The 18,398-nt window shown below is 60.1% G+C and carries 16 protein-coding genes; 8 read left to right on the top strand and 8 right to left on the bottom strand.

The window, feature by feature from the left end; all coding sequences use genetic code 11:
* Positions 1-61: 61 nt before the first annotated feature.
* The 3 genes from SynPROS71_RS13065 to SynPROS71_RS13055 all read right to left on the bottom strand — a co-directional run bounded on the left by SynPROS71_RS13065 (position 62) and on the right by SynPROS71_RS13055 (position 4,247).
* Entirely contained in the window at positions 62-589 is a 528-nt protein-coding gene (locus tag SynPROS71_RS13065; protein WP_186595644.1) for an NAD(P)H-dependent oxidoreductase, read from the bottom strand.
* Between the two features lie 74 nt (positions 590-663).
* The gene (locus SynPROS71_RS13060; protein WP_186595642.1) at positions 664-2,493 is read right to left on the bottom strand and encodes a diflavin flavoprotein; all 1,830 of its coding nucleotides are present in this window, start codon (positions 2,491-2,493) and stop codon (positions 664-666) included.
* The gene (locus SynPROS71_RS13055; protein WP_186595640.1) at positions 2,493-4,247 is read right to left on the bottom strand and encodes a diflavin flavoprotein; all 1,755 of its coding nucleotides are present in this window, start codon (positions 4,245-4,247) and stop codon (positions 2,493-2,495) included. Before SynPROS71_RS13055 ends, SynPROS71_RS13060 begins: the two co-directional genes overlap by 1 nt.
* A gap of 72 nt (positions 4,248-4,319) precedes the next feature.
* On the opposite strand from SynPROS71_RS13055, the gene SynPROS71_RS13050 reads away from it, so the two are divergent.
* On the top strand, positions 4,320-5,624 hold the full coding sequence (locus SynPROS71_RS13050; protein WP_186595638.1) for an NRAMP family divalent metal transporter: 1,305 nt from the start codon (positions 4,320-4,322) through the stop codon (positions 5,622-5,624).
* A gap of 74 nt (positions 5,625-5,698) precedes the next feature.
* Here SynPROS71_RS13050 and SynPROS71_RS13045 read toward each other — a convergent pair whose 3' ends face one another.
* The 5 genes from SynPROS71_RS13045 to SynPROS71_RS13025 form a co-directional block, all read right to left on the bottom strand.
* Positions 5,699-6,112, bottom strand: coding sequence for an Hsp20/alpha crystallin family protein (locus SynPROS71_RS13045; protein WP_186595636.1), 414 nt, complete (start codon positions 6,110-6,112; stop codon positions 5,699-5,701).
* Positions 6,113-6,286: 174 nt separating this feature from the next.
* Positions 6,287-6,766 (bottom strand): MEKHLA domain-containing protein, encoded by a 480-nt coding sequence (locus SynPROS71_RS13040; protein WP_186595634.1) that lies wholly within the window; start codon positions 6,764-6,766, stop codon positions 6,287-6,289.
* On the bottom strand, positions 6,759-7,661 hold the full coding sequence (locus SynPROS71_RS13035; RefSeq protein WP_186595632.1) for an SWIM zinc finger family protein: 903 nt from the start codon (positions 7,659-7,661) through the stop codon (positions 6,759-6,761). The genes SynPROS71_RS13040 and SynPROS71_RS13035 overlap by 8 nt, the downstream gene beginning before the upstream one ends.
* Positions 7,658-10,870: a DEAD/DEAH box helicase gene (locus SynPROS71_RS13030; RefSeq protein WP_186595630.1), complete on the bottom strand. Its 3,213-nt coding sequence runs from the start codon at positions 10,868-10,870 to the stop codon at positions 7,658-7,660. The genes SynPROS71_RS13035 and SynPROS71_RS13030 overlap by 4 nt, the downstream gene beginning before the upstream one ends.
* Entirely contained in the window at positions 10,867-11,292 is a 426-nt protein-coding gene (locus SynPROS71_RS13025) for a hypothetical protein (RefSeq protein ID WP_186595628.1), read from the bottom strand. The genes SynPROS71_RS13030 and SynPROS71_RS13025 overlap by 4 nt, the downstream gene beginning before the upstream one ends.
* A 35-nt stretch (positions 11,293-11,327) precedes the next feature.
* On the opposite strand from SynPROS71_RS13025, the gene alaS reads away from it, so the two are divergent.
* The 7 genes from alaS to SynPROS71_RS12990 all read left to right on the top strand — a co-directional run bounded on the left by alaS (position 11,328) and on the right by SynPROS71_RS12990 (position 18,396).
* Complete coding sequence (gene alaS, locus SynPROS71_RS13020; protein WP_186595626.1) at positions 11,328-14,003, top strand: alanine--tRNA ligase; 2,676 nt, start codon at positions 11,328-11,330, stop codon at positions 14,001-14,003.
* A gap of 42 nt (positions 14,004-14,045) precedes the next feature.
* Positions 14,046-14,396 (top strand): DUF3307 domain-containing protein, encoded by a 351-nt coding sequence (locus tag SynPROS71_RS13015; protein ID WP_186595624.1) that lies wholly within the window; start codon positions 14,046-14,048, stop codon positions 14,394-14,396.
* A gap of 27 nt (positions 14,397-14,423) precedes the next feature.
* Positions 14,424-15,920 (top strand): mechanosensitive ion channel family protein, encoded by a 1,497-nt coding sequence (locus SynPROS71_RS13010; protein ID WP_186595622.1) that lies wholly within the window; start codon positions 14,424-14,426, stop codon positions 15,918-15,920.
* A gap of 166 nt (positions 15,921-16,086) precedes the next feature.
* Positions 16,087-16,644 carry a hypothetical protein gene (locus SynPROS71_RS13005; RefSeq protein ID WP_186595620.1) on the top strand — a complete coding sequence of 186 codons (558 nt, stop codon included), beginning with the start codon at positions 16,087-16,089 and terminating at the stop codon, positions 16,642-16,644.
* A gap of 100 nt (positions 16,645-16,744) precedes the next feature.
* Complete coding sequence (locus SynPROS71_RS13000) at positions 16,745-17,734, top strand: fatty acid desaturase (RefSeq protein WP_186595618.1); 990 nt, start codon at positions 16,745-16,747, stop codon at positions 17,732-17,734.
* Positions 17,735-17,803: 69 nt separating this feature from the next.
* Positions 17,804-18,154, top strand: coding sequence for a hypothetical protein (locus tag SynPROS71_RS12995; RefSeq protein ID WP_186595616.1), 351 nt, complete (start codon positions 17,804-17,806; stop codon positions 18,152-18,154).
* Positions 18,151-18,396 carry a hypothetical protein gene (locus SynPROS71_RS12990; RefSeq protein WP_186595614.1) on the top strand — a complete coding sequence of 82 codons (246 nt, stop codon included), beginning with the start codon at positions 18,151-18,153 and terminating at the stop codon, positions 18,394-18,396. Before SynPROS71_RS12995 ends, SynPROS71_RS12990 begins: the two co-directional genes overlap by 4 nt.
* The last annotated feature ends 2 nt before the right edge of the window (positions 18,397-18,398 follow it).

Here is an 18,398-nt window from a genome sequence, read left to right as displayed (position 1 = left end):
CAGCATCGATCGGCTGGAGGTGAAACTGGTTCAAGCATGTAAGAGAAAGGGGGTCCTCGGCTCAGAGGCTCAGCGGTTCCATCTGCATCAGCCGGTTCAGCAGATCCTGCAGGGAGCTGTCCCGGGGCGGACGGTTTTGGTTACCCGCCAGGGTGCGGCCTACAACCTGGGCTCCGAGATGGGTGAGCTGGGTGCGCAGCACCATCAGCAGTTCGATGCCAGGGCCTCCCGAGAAGCTGGCCATCGCCACGGGCCGACCGTTGAACAGGGCACGGAAATCGTCCCCCTGCACCGACAGCCAGGCAATGGCGCTGGTGAGCACTGGGGGAATGGACCCGTTGTACTCAGGGGCGCAGATCACCCAGCGCGGGGCTCCCATCAGTTGCTCATGCAGGGGACGCACACCATCGGGGATGCCTGTTTCTTTTACCCGAGGGGTAAACAGCGGCAGATCCAGGGTGGTGAGATCCAGCAGGTCAGCGGACTTGCCTTGCGCTTTGGCTTCGTCGACGAAACGCTGCGCCAGCTTGAGGTTCTCGCCATTGCTGGCGGCGATCACCAGAACATCGGGATTGCTGGCGGTGCTCATGACCGGATGAACCGTTGAAGACACTGCATTTTGTCGGGTTTTGCCAAGGCCTGCCCGATTTCATCCGGCCAGGCTCAGTAATTTGCGCCACTACGGCGATGGTGCACAGCAGTGTTGGCTTCACTGTCAAACAAGCCCCCATGGAGAACTTCCGCATACACAAGCCAGTGATCGCCGCATTCCATCCGTTGTTTCACCTCCCCCTCCATCCAGGCCAGGGCCTCGGGAAGAAGCGGTTGCTCGGAGGGACTCGACTGCAGCTCAAGTCCCTCAAACCGATCGGCTCCGGGTTCGAAGGGTTGGAGGAACTGCTTCATCGGCCCACTCTCCCGGCCTTCCGCCAGCACGTTGAGGGCAAAGCGATCGCCTTTGTGTAGCAAGGCCTCCACAGCCCGATCTTTGGCAACCGCCACAGTGATCCCCGGAGGCGCAAAGCTGGCCTGACTCACCCAGCTGGCCACCATGGCGCCACTGAGAGAGCCCTTGCGCGTCGTGAGCACGCAAAGGGAGCCCACCACCCGTCCGAGGGCCAGCACTGCCGGGTCACTGCGACTCTCACGCAGACCACCACCACCGCGCCGCTGTTGTTTGCGCTGTTCCTGGCGCAGGGAACGGCCGAAGCGCGTTCCAGTTTCCTCGAGGGTGCGCACGGTGGCAGCGTCAGGACTGAATTTGATCCGAATCGGCTCGAAGGCGAAACGGAACCCACCGTCTCTGAGCTTGGTTTCCAGGAGGTCAATGGCCTCGCCGCTCCAGCCGAAGCTGCCGAACACACCAACGGGCTTGCTGCGGTCTCCTTCAGCCAGCAGGGTGCCAAGGGCCGAGACGATCGGCGTGGGGGCGTGACCGCCCAGCGTGGGGGAGCCGATCAGCAAGCCATCGGCCGTCTGAATCGTGCGCACGAGCTCATCTGCTGGGGTGAACTCGCAGTTCAGGCTTGTGACGCGTACCCCTGTTCGGCTGACGCCCTGGGCGAGGGCATCGGCGATGGCCGCGGTGTTGCCGTAGGCACTGGCAAAGAGAAGAGCGACCGAGAGCGAGGCCTGCTGCTGGCTTTCCCCCCAGCGCCGGTAGTCGTTGAACAGACTGCGCCAGCTGGTGTCGATCGCCGGCCCATGGCCGGGAGCCACGGTGCGGATGTCCAGTTCCTCAAGGCGCTCCACCAGGGCATCCACCTGGCTGGCCATCGATGCCATCAGGCAGTCGTAGAAATGGCGGCGTTCCTCCTCGGTCTCGCTGCGGTTCAACTCGGCCCATTCCGACGTGCAGATGTGGGCACTAAAGAGCTTGTCGCTCATCAGCAATCCGAGGGTCTCCTCAAAGGCCAGCAGTCCACCGGGCCACCGAGGGGTCGGGGCTGGAAGTACATGCAGCTGATGACCGTGGCTCACGGGCAGCGTCTGCTCCTGACGGATCACCTTGATCTCCGGTAGATCCGGCAGCGGTGGCTGGGGGTTCTCATCACCGGGGGCCGGTGGGCGGCGCAGGCTCCATAACTCCCGCAGCAGCTTTGCTCCTGCATTGGAGGCCACCAGTTCCAGGCCTGAATAAGCCGAGGCCAGATCCCTGAGCAGGGCTACGCGGTTGGGATTCACATGACCCACCACCACGACCAGTTTGGACGAGGGATCTGGCAGGGCTTGGTGAAGCACCGGCAGGAAGACGGACGCGTAGGCCGCTCCCGGTGGGTGGACCAGAACGGCGGCTTGCGGGACACCTGCCGTGTCAGCACCGGCTGCGAACAGGAAGCTGTTGGCCGTGCTTCCCCGTTCCAGGGCGTACTCCAGCTCAAACCGCGAGCGTTTGGGGCTCAAGCCGCGAAAGCAGGTGAGGCCGTCGGCGATCGGCAGTGTGATCATCTGCCGCTCCGCGCTGGCCGCAGCGGGAGACACGGATGTTGCCATCAGTAGTGATTCCCCACTTTGCGGTGATGCACCGCTGTGGTGGCGTCGGCATCGGCCACATTGCCTTGCTCCACCTCGGCGTAAATGATCCAGTGGTCTGGACCTTCGAGCCGCTGTTCAACCCGGCATCCCAGATAGGCCAGTGCATCACCGAGCACTGGTCCGCCTTTGGCCTCATGCTCAAGCAGATTCACCCCTGCAAATCGATCGGCTCCAGGCGGGAAGCGCTTGAGGAAATGCCGCATCAGCTGCTGGTGGTTGTCGTCGCGCAAGATGTTGAGCACAAAGCGATCACCGACCTGCATGAGCGCTTCGATTGCCCGGTCCTTGGCCACCGCCACAGTGATCCCCGGTGGCGAGAAGCTGGCCTGACTCACCCAGCTGGCCACCATGGCGCTGCGCCGCAGGCTTTCACCTTCCCCTTGACTGGCAGTCACCACGTAGAGCCCACCGCTGAGACGGCCCAGGGCCTTGTCCAGATCACCATCGAGACTCTTCATGGCTGCGATGGTTTTCTCTCGAGTGAGCAGTTGTCCGAGATCGGTTCCAGCTTCTTCGCAGCGTTGGTAATCCGCACCTGAAGGGAGCTGACGAATGCGTAGGGGAGCAAAGGCCGTTTTTTGGCCTTGAGCCCGCAGCTGATCGGCCACGGCATCGATCGGCTCGTCATTGCCGCCGAAGGCGTCGTACACCCCCACCAGCTGCTTGCTGTGCAGGGCCGCCAGCAGGGTGCCGATGCTGCTCTGCAGCTCCGCATCTGGTTCGGCTGGCCAGGTGGGAACGACCACCGCTTTGGCTTCTCCGACCAGGGCCGACAGTTCCTGGGCATCGGTTGCGCGCAGGTCAACGAGCTGAACCTGGGCGTCGGCCTTGCCGATGCCATGGGCGATGGCCTGGCTGAGGCGATCACTGAACCCGTATTGACTCACGTAACAAACCGCCGCATAACTGTCGCCCTTGCTGCGCTGGCTGCTCCATTCCCGGTAGTCATTGAGCCAGTGACTGACGTGCTGCCGCAGCAGTGGCCCGTGGCCTACAGCGATGGTGTTGATCGCCGGCAGTCCATCCATGCGTTTCATCGCTTGGAGCACGCTGCGGGCGTTGGGACCCATCAGGCACTCGTAATAGAAGCGAAAGTCCGGTGCGATGGCCCCGGGATCACTGTCGAAAAGATCCTCTGAGCAGTAGTGCAAGCCGAAGGCGTCACAGGTGTAGAGGATGCCGCTGCCGTGATCAAAGGAAAAGATCGTGTCGGGCCAGTGCAGGTTGGGAGCGCTGAGAAACTCGAAGCGATGCTCCACTCCGCTCTCGGGGTTTGTTCCGAGATCCAGGCTGTCGCCACTTTTCACGGCGCGGGAGCGGAACGGACGGTGCACCTGATCCTTCAGAAACTGGAGGGCCACCTTTGAGCCCACAATTTCGATCTCGGGATTGAGATCGAGAAGATCAGCGATCAAGCCGGAGTGGTCGGGCTCCGTATGGCTCACGATCAGATGGTCGATCGCCTGCGGGTCGACTTGCTCCTGAAGCAGGGGAAGCCAGGTGTCCCGAAATTTGGCGTGACTGGTGTCGATCAGCGCCGTGCGCTCGCCATGCACCAGGAAGGCGTTGTAGGTGGTGCCGTTGCGGAGGCCGAACTCGATGTCGAAGCGGCTGCGATCCCAGTCAAGGGAACGGATGGCTGTGCTGTCGGATGCGATGGTCTGGCACTGAAGGCTCAAACGTCCGGCGACGGCCTGAGTGGAGGCGGCCATGGCAGCAAACACGACGGTTCTCGACTGTAAGAACTCCGGGTTGGAAGATGGCACGCAGTGCGATTTGCTGTCATGACCTCCAGCGCCGCTGCCGCGATCTCCGGATTGCGGCGCAGCATCGGTCCCGGGATCCTGCTTGCGGGGGCCTGCATCGGCGGATCCCACCTGATGTCGTCCACCACGGCAGGGGCCCGTTTCGGCTTTGCTCTCGTGGGCCTGATCCTGCTCACCAACTTGATCAAGTACCCCTTTCTCAGGGTGGGCAGCCGGTTCACGGCCGCAACCGGTCTCTCGCTGCTGGAGGGATTCCAGCAGCGCAACAGGACCTACCTGCCGGTGTATCTGCTGGTGAGTCTGTTCACGGGCACGTTCACGATTGCTGCAGTGAGTTTTGTGGCCGGCCTGTTGCTCACCAATGTGCCGGCTTTGGCCCAGTTCGACCCTTTTGCCCTGGCGATCGCCGTATTGGCTGGCTGCGGGTTGATCCTGCTCATGGGTCACTACAAGGTTTTGGATCGGCTCTCGAAGCTGCTGGTGGCCCTGCTCACCCTGCTCACGGGAGTGGCGGCGATGTCGTTGCTGGTGCGGGGCCCTGCAGGGGATGTGGCGTCCAGTTGGCTGGCGGCCGATCCATCGCCCTGGCAGATGGCTGATCTTGGCTTTCTGATCCCCCTGATGGGGTGGATGCCAGGGCCTGTGGAAATGTGCGTGTGGCCGTCGCTCTGGATGTTTTCCCGCGCTCGTGACAGCCAGCACACCGCTTCGCTGCAAGAAGCGGAAACGGATTTCAATCTCGGTTATGGCATCACGGTGCTCACAGCAGTGTTTTTCGTGATCCTGGGTGCTTACACCATGTATGGAAGCGGTGACGGCCTCTTCCAGGGCAGTGGCGTTGCGTTTGCTCAGAACCTCATCCGCCTTTACACCGAGGCGATGGGTTCCTGGGCGGCCTGGATCATCGTTCCAGCCGCGTTCGCCGCCATGTTCAGCACCACGTTGACCTGCCTGGATGCCTACCCCCGCAGCATCTCAGCGATTCAGGGGCTCTTGCAGGGAGTGGACCGGGGCGATGCCGCTCCCGGGCCCCAGCGTCGCCGTCTCGGACTCTGGATTGGTCTCCATCTGTTGGCGGCCCTGGCGGCGCTGCTCTGGGCCTACAGCGGTGGCATCGGTGTGAAGGATTTCGTGTTCGGGGCGATGACGGGCAGCTTCCTGGCGGCTCCGGTGTTCGCCTGGATGGCCATGGACACGATGAACTGTGAGCTCGTGGCACCAGACCATCGCGATGGTCCTTTGATGCGCGGCCTCAGTTGGTTCGGCCTGGTGTTTTTGATCGGTTTCAGCCTGCTGTTTCTCGGTTGGTCCCTGACGCGCTGACACTCAAAAAAACCCCCATCGGCTGATGGGGGTTTGGATTTCTCGTTCTCTGGCCTTCACCTCAGGTTTCCGCTTCAGGCGTCCACTGCCACCGTCACGCTGGTGTGGCTTTGGACCTTGGCGGCAGTGATCTCCAGGACGCCATCCCGGTAACTGGCCTGAACGGCATCCCGGTTTAACCCCTGGCCGAAACGGAAGCTGCGGCTCCAGGTGCCGTAGCGGAACTCGCTCAGCCGGGCCGTTTCGTCGCTTGCGTTTTCATCAGCGGCGTTCGTGCTCTCGGGACGACGGCGTTCGGCACTGATGCTGAGGGTGCGATCGGTGGCTTTGACGTCGATCGAGTCGCGGCTCACTCCAGGCAGCTCCAGGCGCACGGTGTAGTGATCGGCCGTTTCGTGGATCTCTGCTGCTGGAACACGCTCAGCCTGCGACAGCTGCTGGTCCAGCCGTTCAAAGAGATCGAATGGTGATTGACGAAGGGTGATCATGAGTGACTCCTCAGGAATGGTATGTGGTGGGTGTTTGCATCACCCGCAACGACAATCTGCGTGTGGTTGATCAATCTGATCAGGGTGAGAACCGTCCTTTTTTGTACGGTCTAAACCACTCAGTTCGGTTGTCACAACTGGGATGTCGTGTGAACCGAACAGTGAGTGAGCTGATTACAGCCACCACCAACTGGAGAACGCTGCCGCCTGGCCACAACGACGTCCTTCCTCATCCCAAAGCGTCCAGATTCGGGCGTTGCGGATCATGAATTGACGCCCGTGGCGATCCACGCGAAGGCCCGTATAGGTCTTGATCGCATCCTGTGCGAGAGCCTGCTTGAGCGAGGCCGCCCGTTCCCGCCGTTCCGACTGCGCTGCGGTCAGGCGCGAGGGCATGCCGATCATCTGCGTCCAGGTGCGTTGCCAGAGCTTGAGGGCGGTGGCATTGGCATAGGTCAGGGCTGGGTCGCTCGTGTTGTCGTGAGCCAGCACGGCCATGCTGCTGTTGAAGAGCTCCTGTGCGCTCAGGCGCCGGGATGTTCCCGGTCGGTCGCTGGCCAGCAGGGGGCTGTCGAAGGCACGCCGATGGGAGAGCAGAAGAATCGTCACGAGGCCCTGGATCTCCAGGGTCTGCCAGGGGGCGGTTTCAGTCACCTGCTGTCATGGCTTCCACCATGGCCCGTTGCGCAAGCGCCTGTCCTTGCTCCCGTAGATGGGAGAGGAAGCGTGGCCGCGCCTCTGGAAAGCGCGGTTCTTCGGCCAGAGGGAGATCCCCGGCCGCATCGAGGCCGGTGTCGCCCTCCATGGCCGGTGTGATCACCACAAGATCACCGTCAAGGCTGGCGTCGTAGCGCCACCAGAGCGTGGGATCGAGAACAGCCGGGTGGGGAGGCGGCGGTGCGTCGGCCGTTGGCGTGACGGCTTCAGTGGTGGCGCCTTCGCTGTCTTGCTCATCGCTGGCCAGCCTGGTGTTGAGAGCCTGCAGCCGATGTTCGGCTAGGTCTTCCAGCAACTTGGCCCGCGTGCGTCCCCGCAACTGGAACAGCACGAACGGATCCTCACTGAACCGCTCCCCCATCAGGAAATACACGGCACTGATGTGTTTGCAGGGATTGGCTTTGTCGGGGCAACTGCACTCGCTGCGCACCTCCTGAAGCTTGAAGGGAAACAAACGCCGGCCGCTGGCGGCAAAGGCACGCTCGATGTCGGACGGCATGATGCCGGCGAGCAACTGGGCGGACCAGCGCGCCTTTTGGGTCAGAGCCTCCAGCACGTAGCCCCAGTCCTCGTCGCTGAGCACATCCAGCCAGAGCTTCACCTTGTACGGGTCTTCACCGGTGCCCTGCACGCGGGCATGCACCCGTCGCCCCTCGAAGCGAATCGAGGTCACATGCCCCTCCCGGGCATAGGCCCAGGCGCGTTCCAGGCGTTTTTTAAAGCGGTAAGAGTTGATCAGCTCCATCCACTGTTCCACCCACCAGGGTTGCTGGCCGAGGCCGTCGTCCCCGAGGGAGGTGTTGATGCCCGGAGTGGAGGGGGTGATGGTCATGGGTTGCGCGTCTCGTTGTCCTCCAGGCTCACCAGTTCTTTGAGTTGGCCCATGTCGAAGCCGCCGAGCCACTCCTCGCCGGAACCGACGATGTCTTCCGCCAGTCTGGACTTCTCTCGGATCATCCGGTCGATCTTCTCTTCCACTGAGCCACTGGTGATGAACTTGTGCACCATCACCCGGTTGGTCTGGCCAATCCGGTAGGCACGGTCAGTGGCCTGGTTTTCAACCGCGGGGTTCCACCAGCGGTCGATGTGGAATACGTGGCTGGCCCGGGTGAGGTTCAATCCCACACCGCCAGCCTTGAGGGACAGCAGGAAGAGCTGGGGGCCGCGCGGGTCTTCCTGAAAGCGATCCACCATGGCCTGGCGTTCTCCCTTGCTGGTGCTGCCGCTCAGGAACGGCACCTCGCTGCGCCAGCGGCGTTGCAAGTAGCCCTGCAGCAGATGCCCCCATTCCGCGAACTGGGTGAAGAGCAGGGCTCGATCCCCCGCTTCAATCACCTCTTCGAGAATCTCTTCGAGCCGCTGCAACTTCACCGATCGCTGCAGGAAGTCGTCGCCTGCCTCGTCTTCCTTCAAGGCCAGGGCCGGGTGATTGCAGATCTGTTTGAGGCGCGTCAGCAGTCCCAGCACCTGGCCATGGCGTTTGCCGCGGGGGGCTCGGGCGATGGCATCGAGGGTGTCCTCAACGGTTTTTGCATACAGGGATTTTTGTTCCTTGCTCAGACCCACCCATTCACTCAGCTCCACTTTTTCGGGGAGGTCGGAGATGATCGCCTTGTCGGTTTTCAAGCGCCGCAGGATGAACGGTCCCACCCGCGATTTGAGATCGCGTAGGGACGACATATCGCCGTAGCGCTCGATCGGCATGCGGTAGCGCTGCCGGAAAAATTCCTCTTCCCCAAGCACGCTCGGATTGAGGAAATCCATCAGGGCCCAGAGCTCGCTCACCCTGTTCTCAACCGGTGTGCCAGTGAGGGCAATGCGGAACCTGGAGCCCTTGCGGGTTCGAGCCAGATCACGGGCGGCCTGGCTTTGCTTGGCCGAAGGGTTCTTGATCGCCTGGGCTTCATCGATCACGGTGCCCTGCCAGTCGAAACTCTCAAGCAGCTCACTGTCTCTCTGCAGGAGCCCGTAGCTGGTAAGCACCAGGTCAACGTCTTTCAGGGCTTTTTTCAGTGCCGCAGGGGTGGAGGGACGCTTGGGGCCGTAGTGCTCATGGACCGCGAGCTCGGGGGTAAAGGCCGCGGCTTCCCGCTTCCAGTTGGTGAGCACGGATGTGGGAGCCACCAGCAGCACCGGCCGTTTCAGTTCTTTCTCCACCTTCAGGTGCTGGAGGAAGGCCAGAAGCTGGATTGTTTTGCCCAGGCCCATGTCGTCGGCCAGGCAGGCTCCTTGATCGAAGCGGTGCAGGAAGGCCAGCCATCCCAGGCCACGTTCCTGGTAGGGCCGAAGCTGACCGCAGAAGCCCTCGGGCGCAGGCAGCGGATCCGGTGCTTTCTGCTGGTGGTATTGCTCCAACACCCCTTGAAGGCGAGGGCCAGCATCAAACGCATGCACGGGGAGGCGCATCAGCGTGTCCCCTTCGCTGGCCGTGAGGCGAAGGGCATCGTCCAGGCTCAGATCAGGGTTGGCGGCACAGAACCGTTCTGCGTTCTTGAGATCATTGGGCCTGAGTTCGATCCAGGCTCCCTTGTGGCGCACCAAGGGGCTGCGCTTGCCGGCCAGCCGTTCCAGCTCCCGCAGCGTCAGGGTGACGCCGCCGATCATGAGCTCCCAGCTCCAATCGAGATTTTCTCCGAGCGTGAAGCCTCGTGAACGTTTGGGAAGCTCGGCCTTGATCGCCAAACCGAGGCGGCTGGCTAGGCCTCCCGAGAGGCTGGGAGGGAGGTCCACACCAACGCCCACGTCCCGGAGTTGACGGGCGGCGGTGCGCACCAGCACGAAGGCTTCCGCAGGGGTGAGATGCATCGCTTCCGGCGTGGCGCTGTCTAGGCCCCGTTCGATCGGTGCGAACACCGTGAGAGCGCGACCCATGCCCTCGAGCAGCACCTCGCCGGGATGCTCCACAGGTATCTCTCCGAGTTGAAGGCCTTCGGGTCCAGCGGCCCAGGCTGCTCCGGCCGGTACTTTCAGCGTTGGATCGGCTTCGGCCTGCAGGTAGAAGCGCAGATCCCAGAGGTCCTCACCGTCGTTGGGGGTGGCGAGTTCAAGGCAGGCCCTGGCTGCCGCCACATTGCCAGCGACTCCCTCGCGCCAGTGGTGGCTGGCCGTGGCCAGTCGTTCGGCATCTTCGTCGTTCAGATCGATCACCCCGTTCTCTGAACTCAGGGCGTTTTCCCAGGCACAGAGCAGGGGGTCGAGCCCTTCGTCATCGGGATGGAAGCCCTTGCGCAGCTGGGCATCCACCAGATCTTCCAGCAACGTGGCCACCCGCAAGCGACCGCTGCGGGGACGACAGCAGGCCACGGGATTGGCAGCGCGCATGGCCTCTGGGCGCAGCCTGGTGATGCGATTGCTGCGTTTGCCTGTGGGCTCTCTCCAGGGCAGTGCACAGGTGGCCACCAGGGGCAGACGGGCGGCGAGGTCTTCCAGGCGGCGCCGGTCGTCCTCACGGTTGAGAAGCGGGACCCAGCGGGCGCGGTGGGGATACCCTTCGCCCCGGCTTAATTCCACCTGGGGCAGCCAGCGCCCCCGGGCCACCAGGCTGAGGGCCCATCGCTGCATATGACTCCACCAGCGCAGCTCATCGGCCAGGTCGGGGTGATGGCCAGAGAGAGGAAGCTTGGCCAGCCATGCTGTGGCCGCCATCGGTTCGATCGCCAGCCCCTGCACCTGCCAAGGCCACCACTCGGTGGTTTTCGGAATCGGTTCGCCGGCTTGCAACGGCAGCCCGCACCAGGGGGGCTGCTCCTCTGCTGGGGGGGTGGCGGCAGCCGAGCCCCGGGGCCGTCGTGGTTTCACACTGCGGCTCGGCAGGGTGAGGCATGCGGTGGCGTCGATGATGCCGTCGGGTAGCAGATCGCGTTCTGTGAGCCAGGCGCGCAGATCCTCCGCGCTCAGGGTGAAGGGATGAAGGGCGGGTGTGGCTCCGGGGCCGAGGGGCTCGGCCACACGCCAGGTGTCAGCCCACACCAAGAGGGCAGCTCGTCCGGAGCTGCTGGGGGTGCGAATGGCGGGTAGCCAGGTGGCGTGCAGCAGGCTCATGGCCGCGACGCAGACAACATGCGTTGGGTTCCGTGGAGCAGGAGCGCACTGCCGATCAGTGGCAGCCACCCCACGAGGAGATCCGTCACTAATGATGCCAGGGCGCCTGAACCCCCCCAGGGAAGCGGAAGGGGCATGCCGAGGCTGCGCACCCCGCAGATCGCGCCCACTAATCCAGCTTGCAGGTGGGAATCCTCTGGATCAACCCGTTCGAGGTGAAAGGCGAGCAGCCCATAGAAGAGCCCGCAGCCTGTGGATCGCACCGCTTGCTCCAGACCAAAGGGGAGGCTGATCAGTCCGGCGCTGAGTCCGGCCAGCAGGGCCCAGCACACCGAGCGCCAGCGCAGGTTCGCCCGGTTTAATTCTTTGCTGCTTTCCGCGCTGCTGTCGGCCAACGTGATCGGCGGCTGAAAGGCGATCATGGCTGCTGGACCCGCTTTTCGAGCCCGAACTCGCCATGGCTGTTGCACGATCGTCGCGAACCGATGCAGCGCGTCCCCGCACGGGTGCGGAGATCCGAGAAGCCTTTCTGGCCTTTTTTGAGGAGCGCGGCCACAAGCGCATGCCCAGCGCGTCGTTGGTGCCGGAAGACCCCACGGTGTTGCTCACGATCGCGGGGATGCTGCCGTTCAAACCGATCTTCCTCGGCCAGCAGGAACGTCCAGCCCCCTGTGCCACCAGCTCCCAGAAGTGCATTCGCACCAACGACATCGAGAACGTGGGGCGCACGGCCCGGCACCACACCTTCTTCGAGATGCTGGGCAACTTCTCGTTTGGTGATTACTTCAAGCAACAGGCAATCGAGTGGGCCTGGGAGCTGAGCACAGGTGTGTTCGGGCTCGACCCCAAGAATCTGGTGGTGAGCGTCTTCCGCGACGACGACGAAGCGGAGCAGATCTGGCGTGAGGTGGTTGGAGTGAACCCCAAGCGGATCATCCGCATGGATGAGGAAGACAACTTCTGGGCCTCCGGTCCCACCGGACCGTGTGGGCCCTGTTCGGAGATCTACTACGACTTCAAGCCCGAACTGGGCGACGACGGCATCGATCTGGAAGACGACGACCGTTTCATCGAGTTCTACAACCTGGTGTTCATGCAGTCGAACCGCGATGCGGAGGGCACGCTCACGCCGCTGGCGAACCGCAACATCGACACCGGCATGGGGCTGGAGCGCATGGCGCAGATCCTGCAGAAGGTTCCCAACAATTACGAAACCGATCTGATCTTCCCGCTGATTCAGGCGGCGGCTGATCGGGCCGGTGTGGACTACCACCAGCTCGATGAGAAGGGCAAAACGTCGCTCAAGGTGATCGGTGACCACAGCCGAGCGGTCACCCAGCTGATCAGCGATGGCGTCACCGCCAGCAACCTGGGCCGCGGCTACATCCTGCGGCGCCTGCTGCGCCGGGTGGTGCGCCATGGCCGCCTCCTGGGTATCGACAAGCCCTTTCTCCAGGCCATGGGTGAGGCCTCCATCGCCCTGATGCAATCCGCCCACCCGCAGCTGAGCGAGCGTCGTGAGGTGATCCTGGCCGAACTGCAACGGGAAGAAGCCCGTTTCCTGGAAACGCTGGAACGTGGCGAGAAGTTGCTCGCGGATGTGCTGGCTGCCAAACCGAAGCAGATCAGTGGTGAGCAGGCCTTTGAGCTTTACGACACCTATGGCTTCCCCCTGGAGCTCACCCAGGAAATCGCTGAAGAGCACGGCCTGGCGGTGGACCTTGCCGGCTTTGAGACGGCGATGGAGCAACAGCGCCAGCGTGCGAAAGCGGCCGCAGTGAGCATTGATCTCACCCTCCAAGACGCGATCGATCAGGTGGCTGCAGGTCTGCAAGACACCGAATTCCGGGGCTACGAGCAGCTGGAACAGAGCAGCAGCATTCAGGCCCTGGTGGTGAACGGTGAGCCGGCGCAGACGGCTGTCGCTGGTGATGCCGTTCAGGTGGTGCTGGATGTCACGCCGTTCTATGGCGAAGGCGGTGGCCAGATCGGTGATCGCGGCACCCTGGTGGCGGATGGCCAGGCCGGTGATGGCCTGATCGTGATGGTCGAGTCCGTGAGCCGCAATCGCAGTGTGTTTGTCCACAGCGGGCGTGTGCAGCGTGGTGCGCTGGCGGTGGGCGATGTGGTGCATGGCCGGGTGGATCGTGCCTGCCGCCGCCGGGCCCAGGCCAATCACACCGCCACGCACCTGTTGCAAGCAGCGCTCAAACAGGAGGTTGATCCCGGAATCGGTCAGGCCGGTTCTCTGGTGAGTTTTGATCGCCTGCGCTTCGATTTCCACTGCCCGCGCGCCGTCACTGCCGAAGAGCTGGAGCGCATTGAGAGCTTGATCAACGGCTGGATCGCCGATGCCCATGCGCTTGAGGTTCAGGAGATGGCGATCGAGAAGGCCAAGGCCGCCGGCGCGGTGGCGATGTTTGGTGAGAAATATGCCGATGTGGTGCGTGTTGTCGACGTGCCTGGGGTGTCGATGGAGCTCTGCGGCGGCACCCATGTGGCCAACACCGCGGAAATCGGCCTGTTCAAGATCGTGAGCGAAAGCGGTGTCGCCGCCGGCATTCGCCGCATCGAGGCCGTGGCTGGTGCTGCGGTGCTGCCCTATCTCAATGAGCGTGATGCGGTGGTGAAGCAGCTGGGTGAGCGCTTCAAGGCCCAACCCGGCGAGATCATCGAACGGGTGACGGCCCTGCAGGACGAGCTCAAGGCCACGGGCAAGGCGCTGGCCGCGGCGCAGGCTGAGCTGGCGGTGGCCAAGTCAGCAGCCTTGGCCTCGAAGGCGGTAGCTGTGGGGGACTTCCAGCTGTTGGTGGAGCGGCTTGATGGTGTGGATGGCACTGGGCTGCAGGGGGCTGCGCAGAGCCTTGCTGATCAACTCGGTGATGGTGCTGCAGTGGTGCTGGGTGGTCTGCCGGATCCTGCCGATCAGGGCAAGGTGATCCTGGTGGCGGCCTTCGGCAAGGCGGTGATTGCCCAAGGCCAGCAGGCCGGCAAGTTCATCGGTGGCATCGCCAAGCTCTGTGGCGGCGGCGGTGGCGGTCGGCCGAACCTGGCCCAGGCTGGAGGCCGTGATGGGGCTGCACTGGCTGGCGCGTTAGAGGCGGCATTGCATCAATTGAGGGAGTCTCTTTGATCCCTATGAGTCACGATGTTGAACCGTGGCTCTCTTTGGTGAATGCTCGAGATCTCCCTCCCTTCAGATCAACCCTTTCAGTTGTTGATCTTGCTGATTCTTGGTCATTTTCTGGCTGACTTTCCGCTCCAAGGAGATCGGATGGCCGTTGAAAAGTGTCCAGGAAACGATGTTGTTCTCGATTGGCGTTGGTGGCTTTCGGCCCATGCTGCGACCCACGGATTCGTCGTGGCACTGCTAACAGGCATTCCCGTTCTTGGCTTGGCTGAAACTTTTTTTCATGCCGCCATTGATTATGGCAAATGTCGTTTCCGATACACGCTCATTGTTGATCAGCTCATGCACTGGGTGTGCAAGTTGGTTTGGGTCTTGCTTCTGACAAACTGGTCTTAGGCCCTAGCTGAGGTTCAAAGCACCGTGATGCTGTTGGTTTTGCTGGTTTTGCTATGGCTGCTCACCTTTGTGCTGGGTCGTGCCCGTCGTTCGGAGAGTTTTAAGTTTGCCCAGTGGATTCCGGGAATGTTGTTTTTCCGGATTGCCTTAACGGCAGCTGTGTTGAGCCGCCTGCTGTTGATGTTTGAACAGCAGGGCGAGGTGCTCGTCTGGCTGCGATTGGTCGAGAGTGCTGCTCTCTATGTGGCTTTTGTGGAGTTCTCGCTCGACCTGCTCTGGATCGTTTTGGCCAGGGTGAGCTCGCGAAAAGTGGCACCGCCAAGGCTTTTGAAAGATCTGCTGCTTGTTACGGCAGTGCTCTTGGCTGTTGCCGTCCAGCTTCAGACCCGAGGTTTGTTGACCACGTTGGGCTCTGCTGCTGTTTTGGGTGGTCTGGCGTTCGTTGTGGGTCCAGGAACTGCCTCTCAAATTAGTAATATTTCTTCTGCGCTCACCTTTCAGGCTGAGCGACAATTTTCAGTGGGTGATTGGGTGGATATCGATGGTTCTGTTGGGCGTGTTGAAACCGTCACTTGGAACAGTACATATTTGTACGATAATATCCAAGATCGAATTATTATTCTGCCGAATTCGCTGATTGATTCCAGTAAGGTCGTTAATTTTTCTAAGCCGGCGTCAAATCGATACCGTGTCGATGTTGAGATGGGATTGCCTTACGAGGCTCCTCCCCAGAAAATTATTTCTATTTTGCTCGATGTTTTGGAGAATCAGCCTGGCGTCGTTCGCTCCGCGCCATGTCATGTATTAGTTGAGTCGTTTGCAGACTCATCAATCAATTATAAGTTAAAGTTTTTTATTTCTAATTATGCTGAGCGACATGCTGTTAAATCGGATATTTTCTCAAATGCATGGTATGCGGTTCATCGAGCTGGATATTCGTTCCCATTTCCTGTTGAAGATGTGAGGACGTTTGCTGAGACCGAACGTAGAGATGCAGATCTATTGCAACAGCTGCAAAAGGAGAGTTTTGCGGTTTTGCGCCGTGAGCCGCTCTTCGCCTCGCTCACGGATGCTCAGATCAGAGATATTGTTGTGCACGATGCTGCTCTGGCGTTTGGCGATTCTGAGGTGATTGTTCGAGAAGGGGATGTTGGAGATTCGATGTACGTTGTTCTCGAAGGAATCTGCTCTGTGCAGGTCAAAGCCAGTGGTGGGCCACAAGAGCAGATTCAGCTCGCTGAGTTGCGTCAGGGAGCTGTGTTTGGTGAAATGGCTGCGCTCACCGATGAGCCCCGCAAGGCATCGGTCTTGGCCAAGGGGCATGTGATGGTGCAGAAAATCAGTCAGCGCATGATCAATGATCAGTTCCTGAAAAACGGTGATGCCATGGAAGCCTTCGCAGCGGTTATGGCGAATCGAGAAGCACGCCGACGCGAGTTCTCGGTCGACCAGGCACAGACTTACGAGCTTGACCTGATCGAGCGGATGCGCAAGACCTTTACGCGACTGTTTGCTGCCAGTTGACACGACACTGATGCATTGGTGCCTTGGCTTGTGTTTTGGACAGTCGACTGGATTGTTGCCAAAGTGATTGCTGGTGGACACTCCTCTGCATATGGGTCGCTTTCCAGTTCGATCAACGTTGCTTTCCGCAGCCGTTGGCCTAGTCACGTGCAGTGGCTTCGCGGTGATGGTCGAAGCTCAGGCCAATCCACGCAGCACCTTCCCTGGTCGTCGTGTGGGAGGAGGAACCCGTGGTGAGTGCAGTGCTCGAACCCTCGTTCATCTGGTTCCTGAGACCAGTGTTTACGCCCCCGATGCTTCTGGTCTTGTGGGTCTTGTTCAGGGCCCTTCCGACAGTCCTGTGAGTTTGCAGGTCACCTTGAAGCCTGAGGATGGCTCTGCTGAAAGCACACGCACACTCGCTGCTGCACCGGCAAGCGTTGTGTTGTTTGATGTGAAAGTCAAGCGTCCTGCTGTCTGGGAGACGAGCTTCAACTGTGGGTCTGGAGATGGTGGAGACAGTGCCGACCCCATGGCATTCGTGCAATCCACATCACCTCCAGCACTGAGTTTGTTGGTGTCGGGTGCTGAGCCCAGCGATCAGTCGCTTCAGACGCTTCTCAGTGCACTGCGTGCCAAGTGTGGTGCCAGCGTGTCCACTGCCGACACCATGGCGAAATTGGGTCTGTCTGAATTGGCCACAGCCGATTGGCCTAAGCAATTGCCTATTCGCTGCGAGTCTTGATTGTTGGCCCAACTTGTTTGAGCCGTGTTCCAGATCGCATGGCAATTGTTGTACGCACTCCTTCACAAAAATATGGTCAGCAGTCGTATCGTGATCGTTCATGTCGTCCAAAACGGTTGAACGCATGAAAGACCAGTGGGATGTCTCTGTTCGGCGCTTACAAAAGCAAGCGAGGATTGATTACCCACTCAATCGTTGCTGGCTTTCGTTCCACTTAGGCCGACACCTTTCGGTGATCATTGCTGCAATTGTCATTTCGGAATATCTCCAGAACTGGTCTATTTATATTGTCGCTGTGATGTTGATAGGTGCCCACCAGTTGGGTCTGGGCCACATTGGCTATCACGAGCGAACCCATGATTTGATCTCACATGATTCGCTATGGAATGATCGCATTGGCGCAATCTTGATTCATCTTGTTGGTGGAAATATCATCATGGGCTATGAGAATTTTCGGCCACGGCATCTGACCCATCATCGCTATCTCAACACGGATCTTGATCCAGACGCTTGGGCCCCCAAGGCATTTGCTTCAACACCCTTGCACCGGCATGTTTTTGATGTTGCGTTGATTCTTTCTGGTCTTGCTTATCTGCGCCTCCTCAGAGCCTTTGTTTCCAAGCATCTAAGATTTCGCAGTTATGGGAGCATTACTGGTCTGGCGATTGCTGGCCTAATTGTTTTCAGCGGGCTGCTTTCTGGATTTTACCCTGCAAAGATATTTGTTCTGTATTGGCTGGTCCCGGCTGCAACCTGGTGCTACTTCTGTTTCTTTGTGCGGAGCTATGCAGAGCACCCGGTCGTTGGCGGTGATGCCAATGTTTCGTTGATGGTGTTCACGCGCGAAGTGAGGCCTACATGGTTTGATCGCTTGTTTGTGGCGACGAGCGGATTTAGCTTTCATCTTTCGCATCACATCGCACCCTTTGTGCCTTTTTATCACTTGCATCACTTTCACGAGCAAGTGGTCCGTGACTCTTCGATCAGATCGAAGATGGTGTTGTATCACGGATATCATCACTTGTTGTTTGCATCGCTTCGAAAGCGTCGGATGAAGCAGTTAGGCTACGATTTTTTTTCTGTCAGTTAGAATCTTTGCAATAATCATTGACTTCCTGCGCGCAATATACTTATATTAGAATTGAGTTAGGCCGTATCTATGGCTACTAAGTTTGATTCTGTTGTCGAGGAGTTGCAGAAGGATGAAAACTCAGACCTTTATACCTCGATTTGTTCTGCTTTCCTCGAGGATGAGCAGCGCGGTGCCCAGATGATCGTTTCATTCGCCGCAGAACGCGGAACGGAGTTCGGGATTGATGAAGTCATTGAATACGTCAACGAGATGGATGACGATGATTGGGATATTGAGCTGACACCGGAGATGCTCACCAGCGTTGCAGGTGGAAAACGAGCTGCGTGTGAGGAGGAAGCCCATGATGAACCATGGGGTCGATGTCCTGGGATGCGGCCGATGCGCAAATGGCTGTTTGGTGGGGTCTCAGAAGCATGAATCAGTTGGATGCTTTCAAAGCTCTTCCCGAGCACCTTTCACTTGATGAAAAGCGGGAGCTTTATCGCTTGTTTGTGGCTAATCCTGAACAGGGAGTTTTAAAAGTGGTCGAACTGGCAGAAAGCCATGGTTTAAATCTCAGCACCGCTGAAGTTGCCGAATTGATTGCTGATGTCGATCAAGATGGCCATACGCGTGAGGTGTCTTGGGATGAAGCAATGCCAATAGGGTCAGCCAAGTAGAT

It is taken from the genome of Synechococcus sp. PROS-7-1 (genome assembly GCF_014279795.1).
GTDB lineage: Bacteria > Cyanobacteriota > Cyanobacteriia > PCC-6307 > Cyanobiaceae > Synechococcus_C.
Note: the sequence above shows the minus strand (reverse complement) of the source record. Positions and strands in the feature narration are given on the sequence as shown.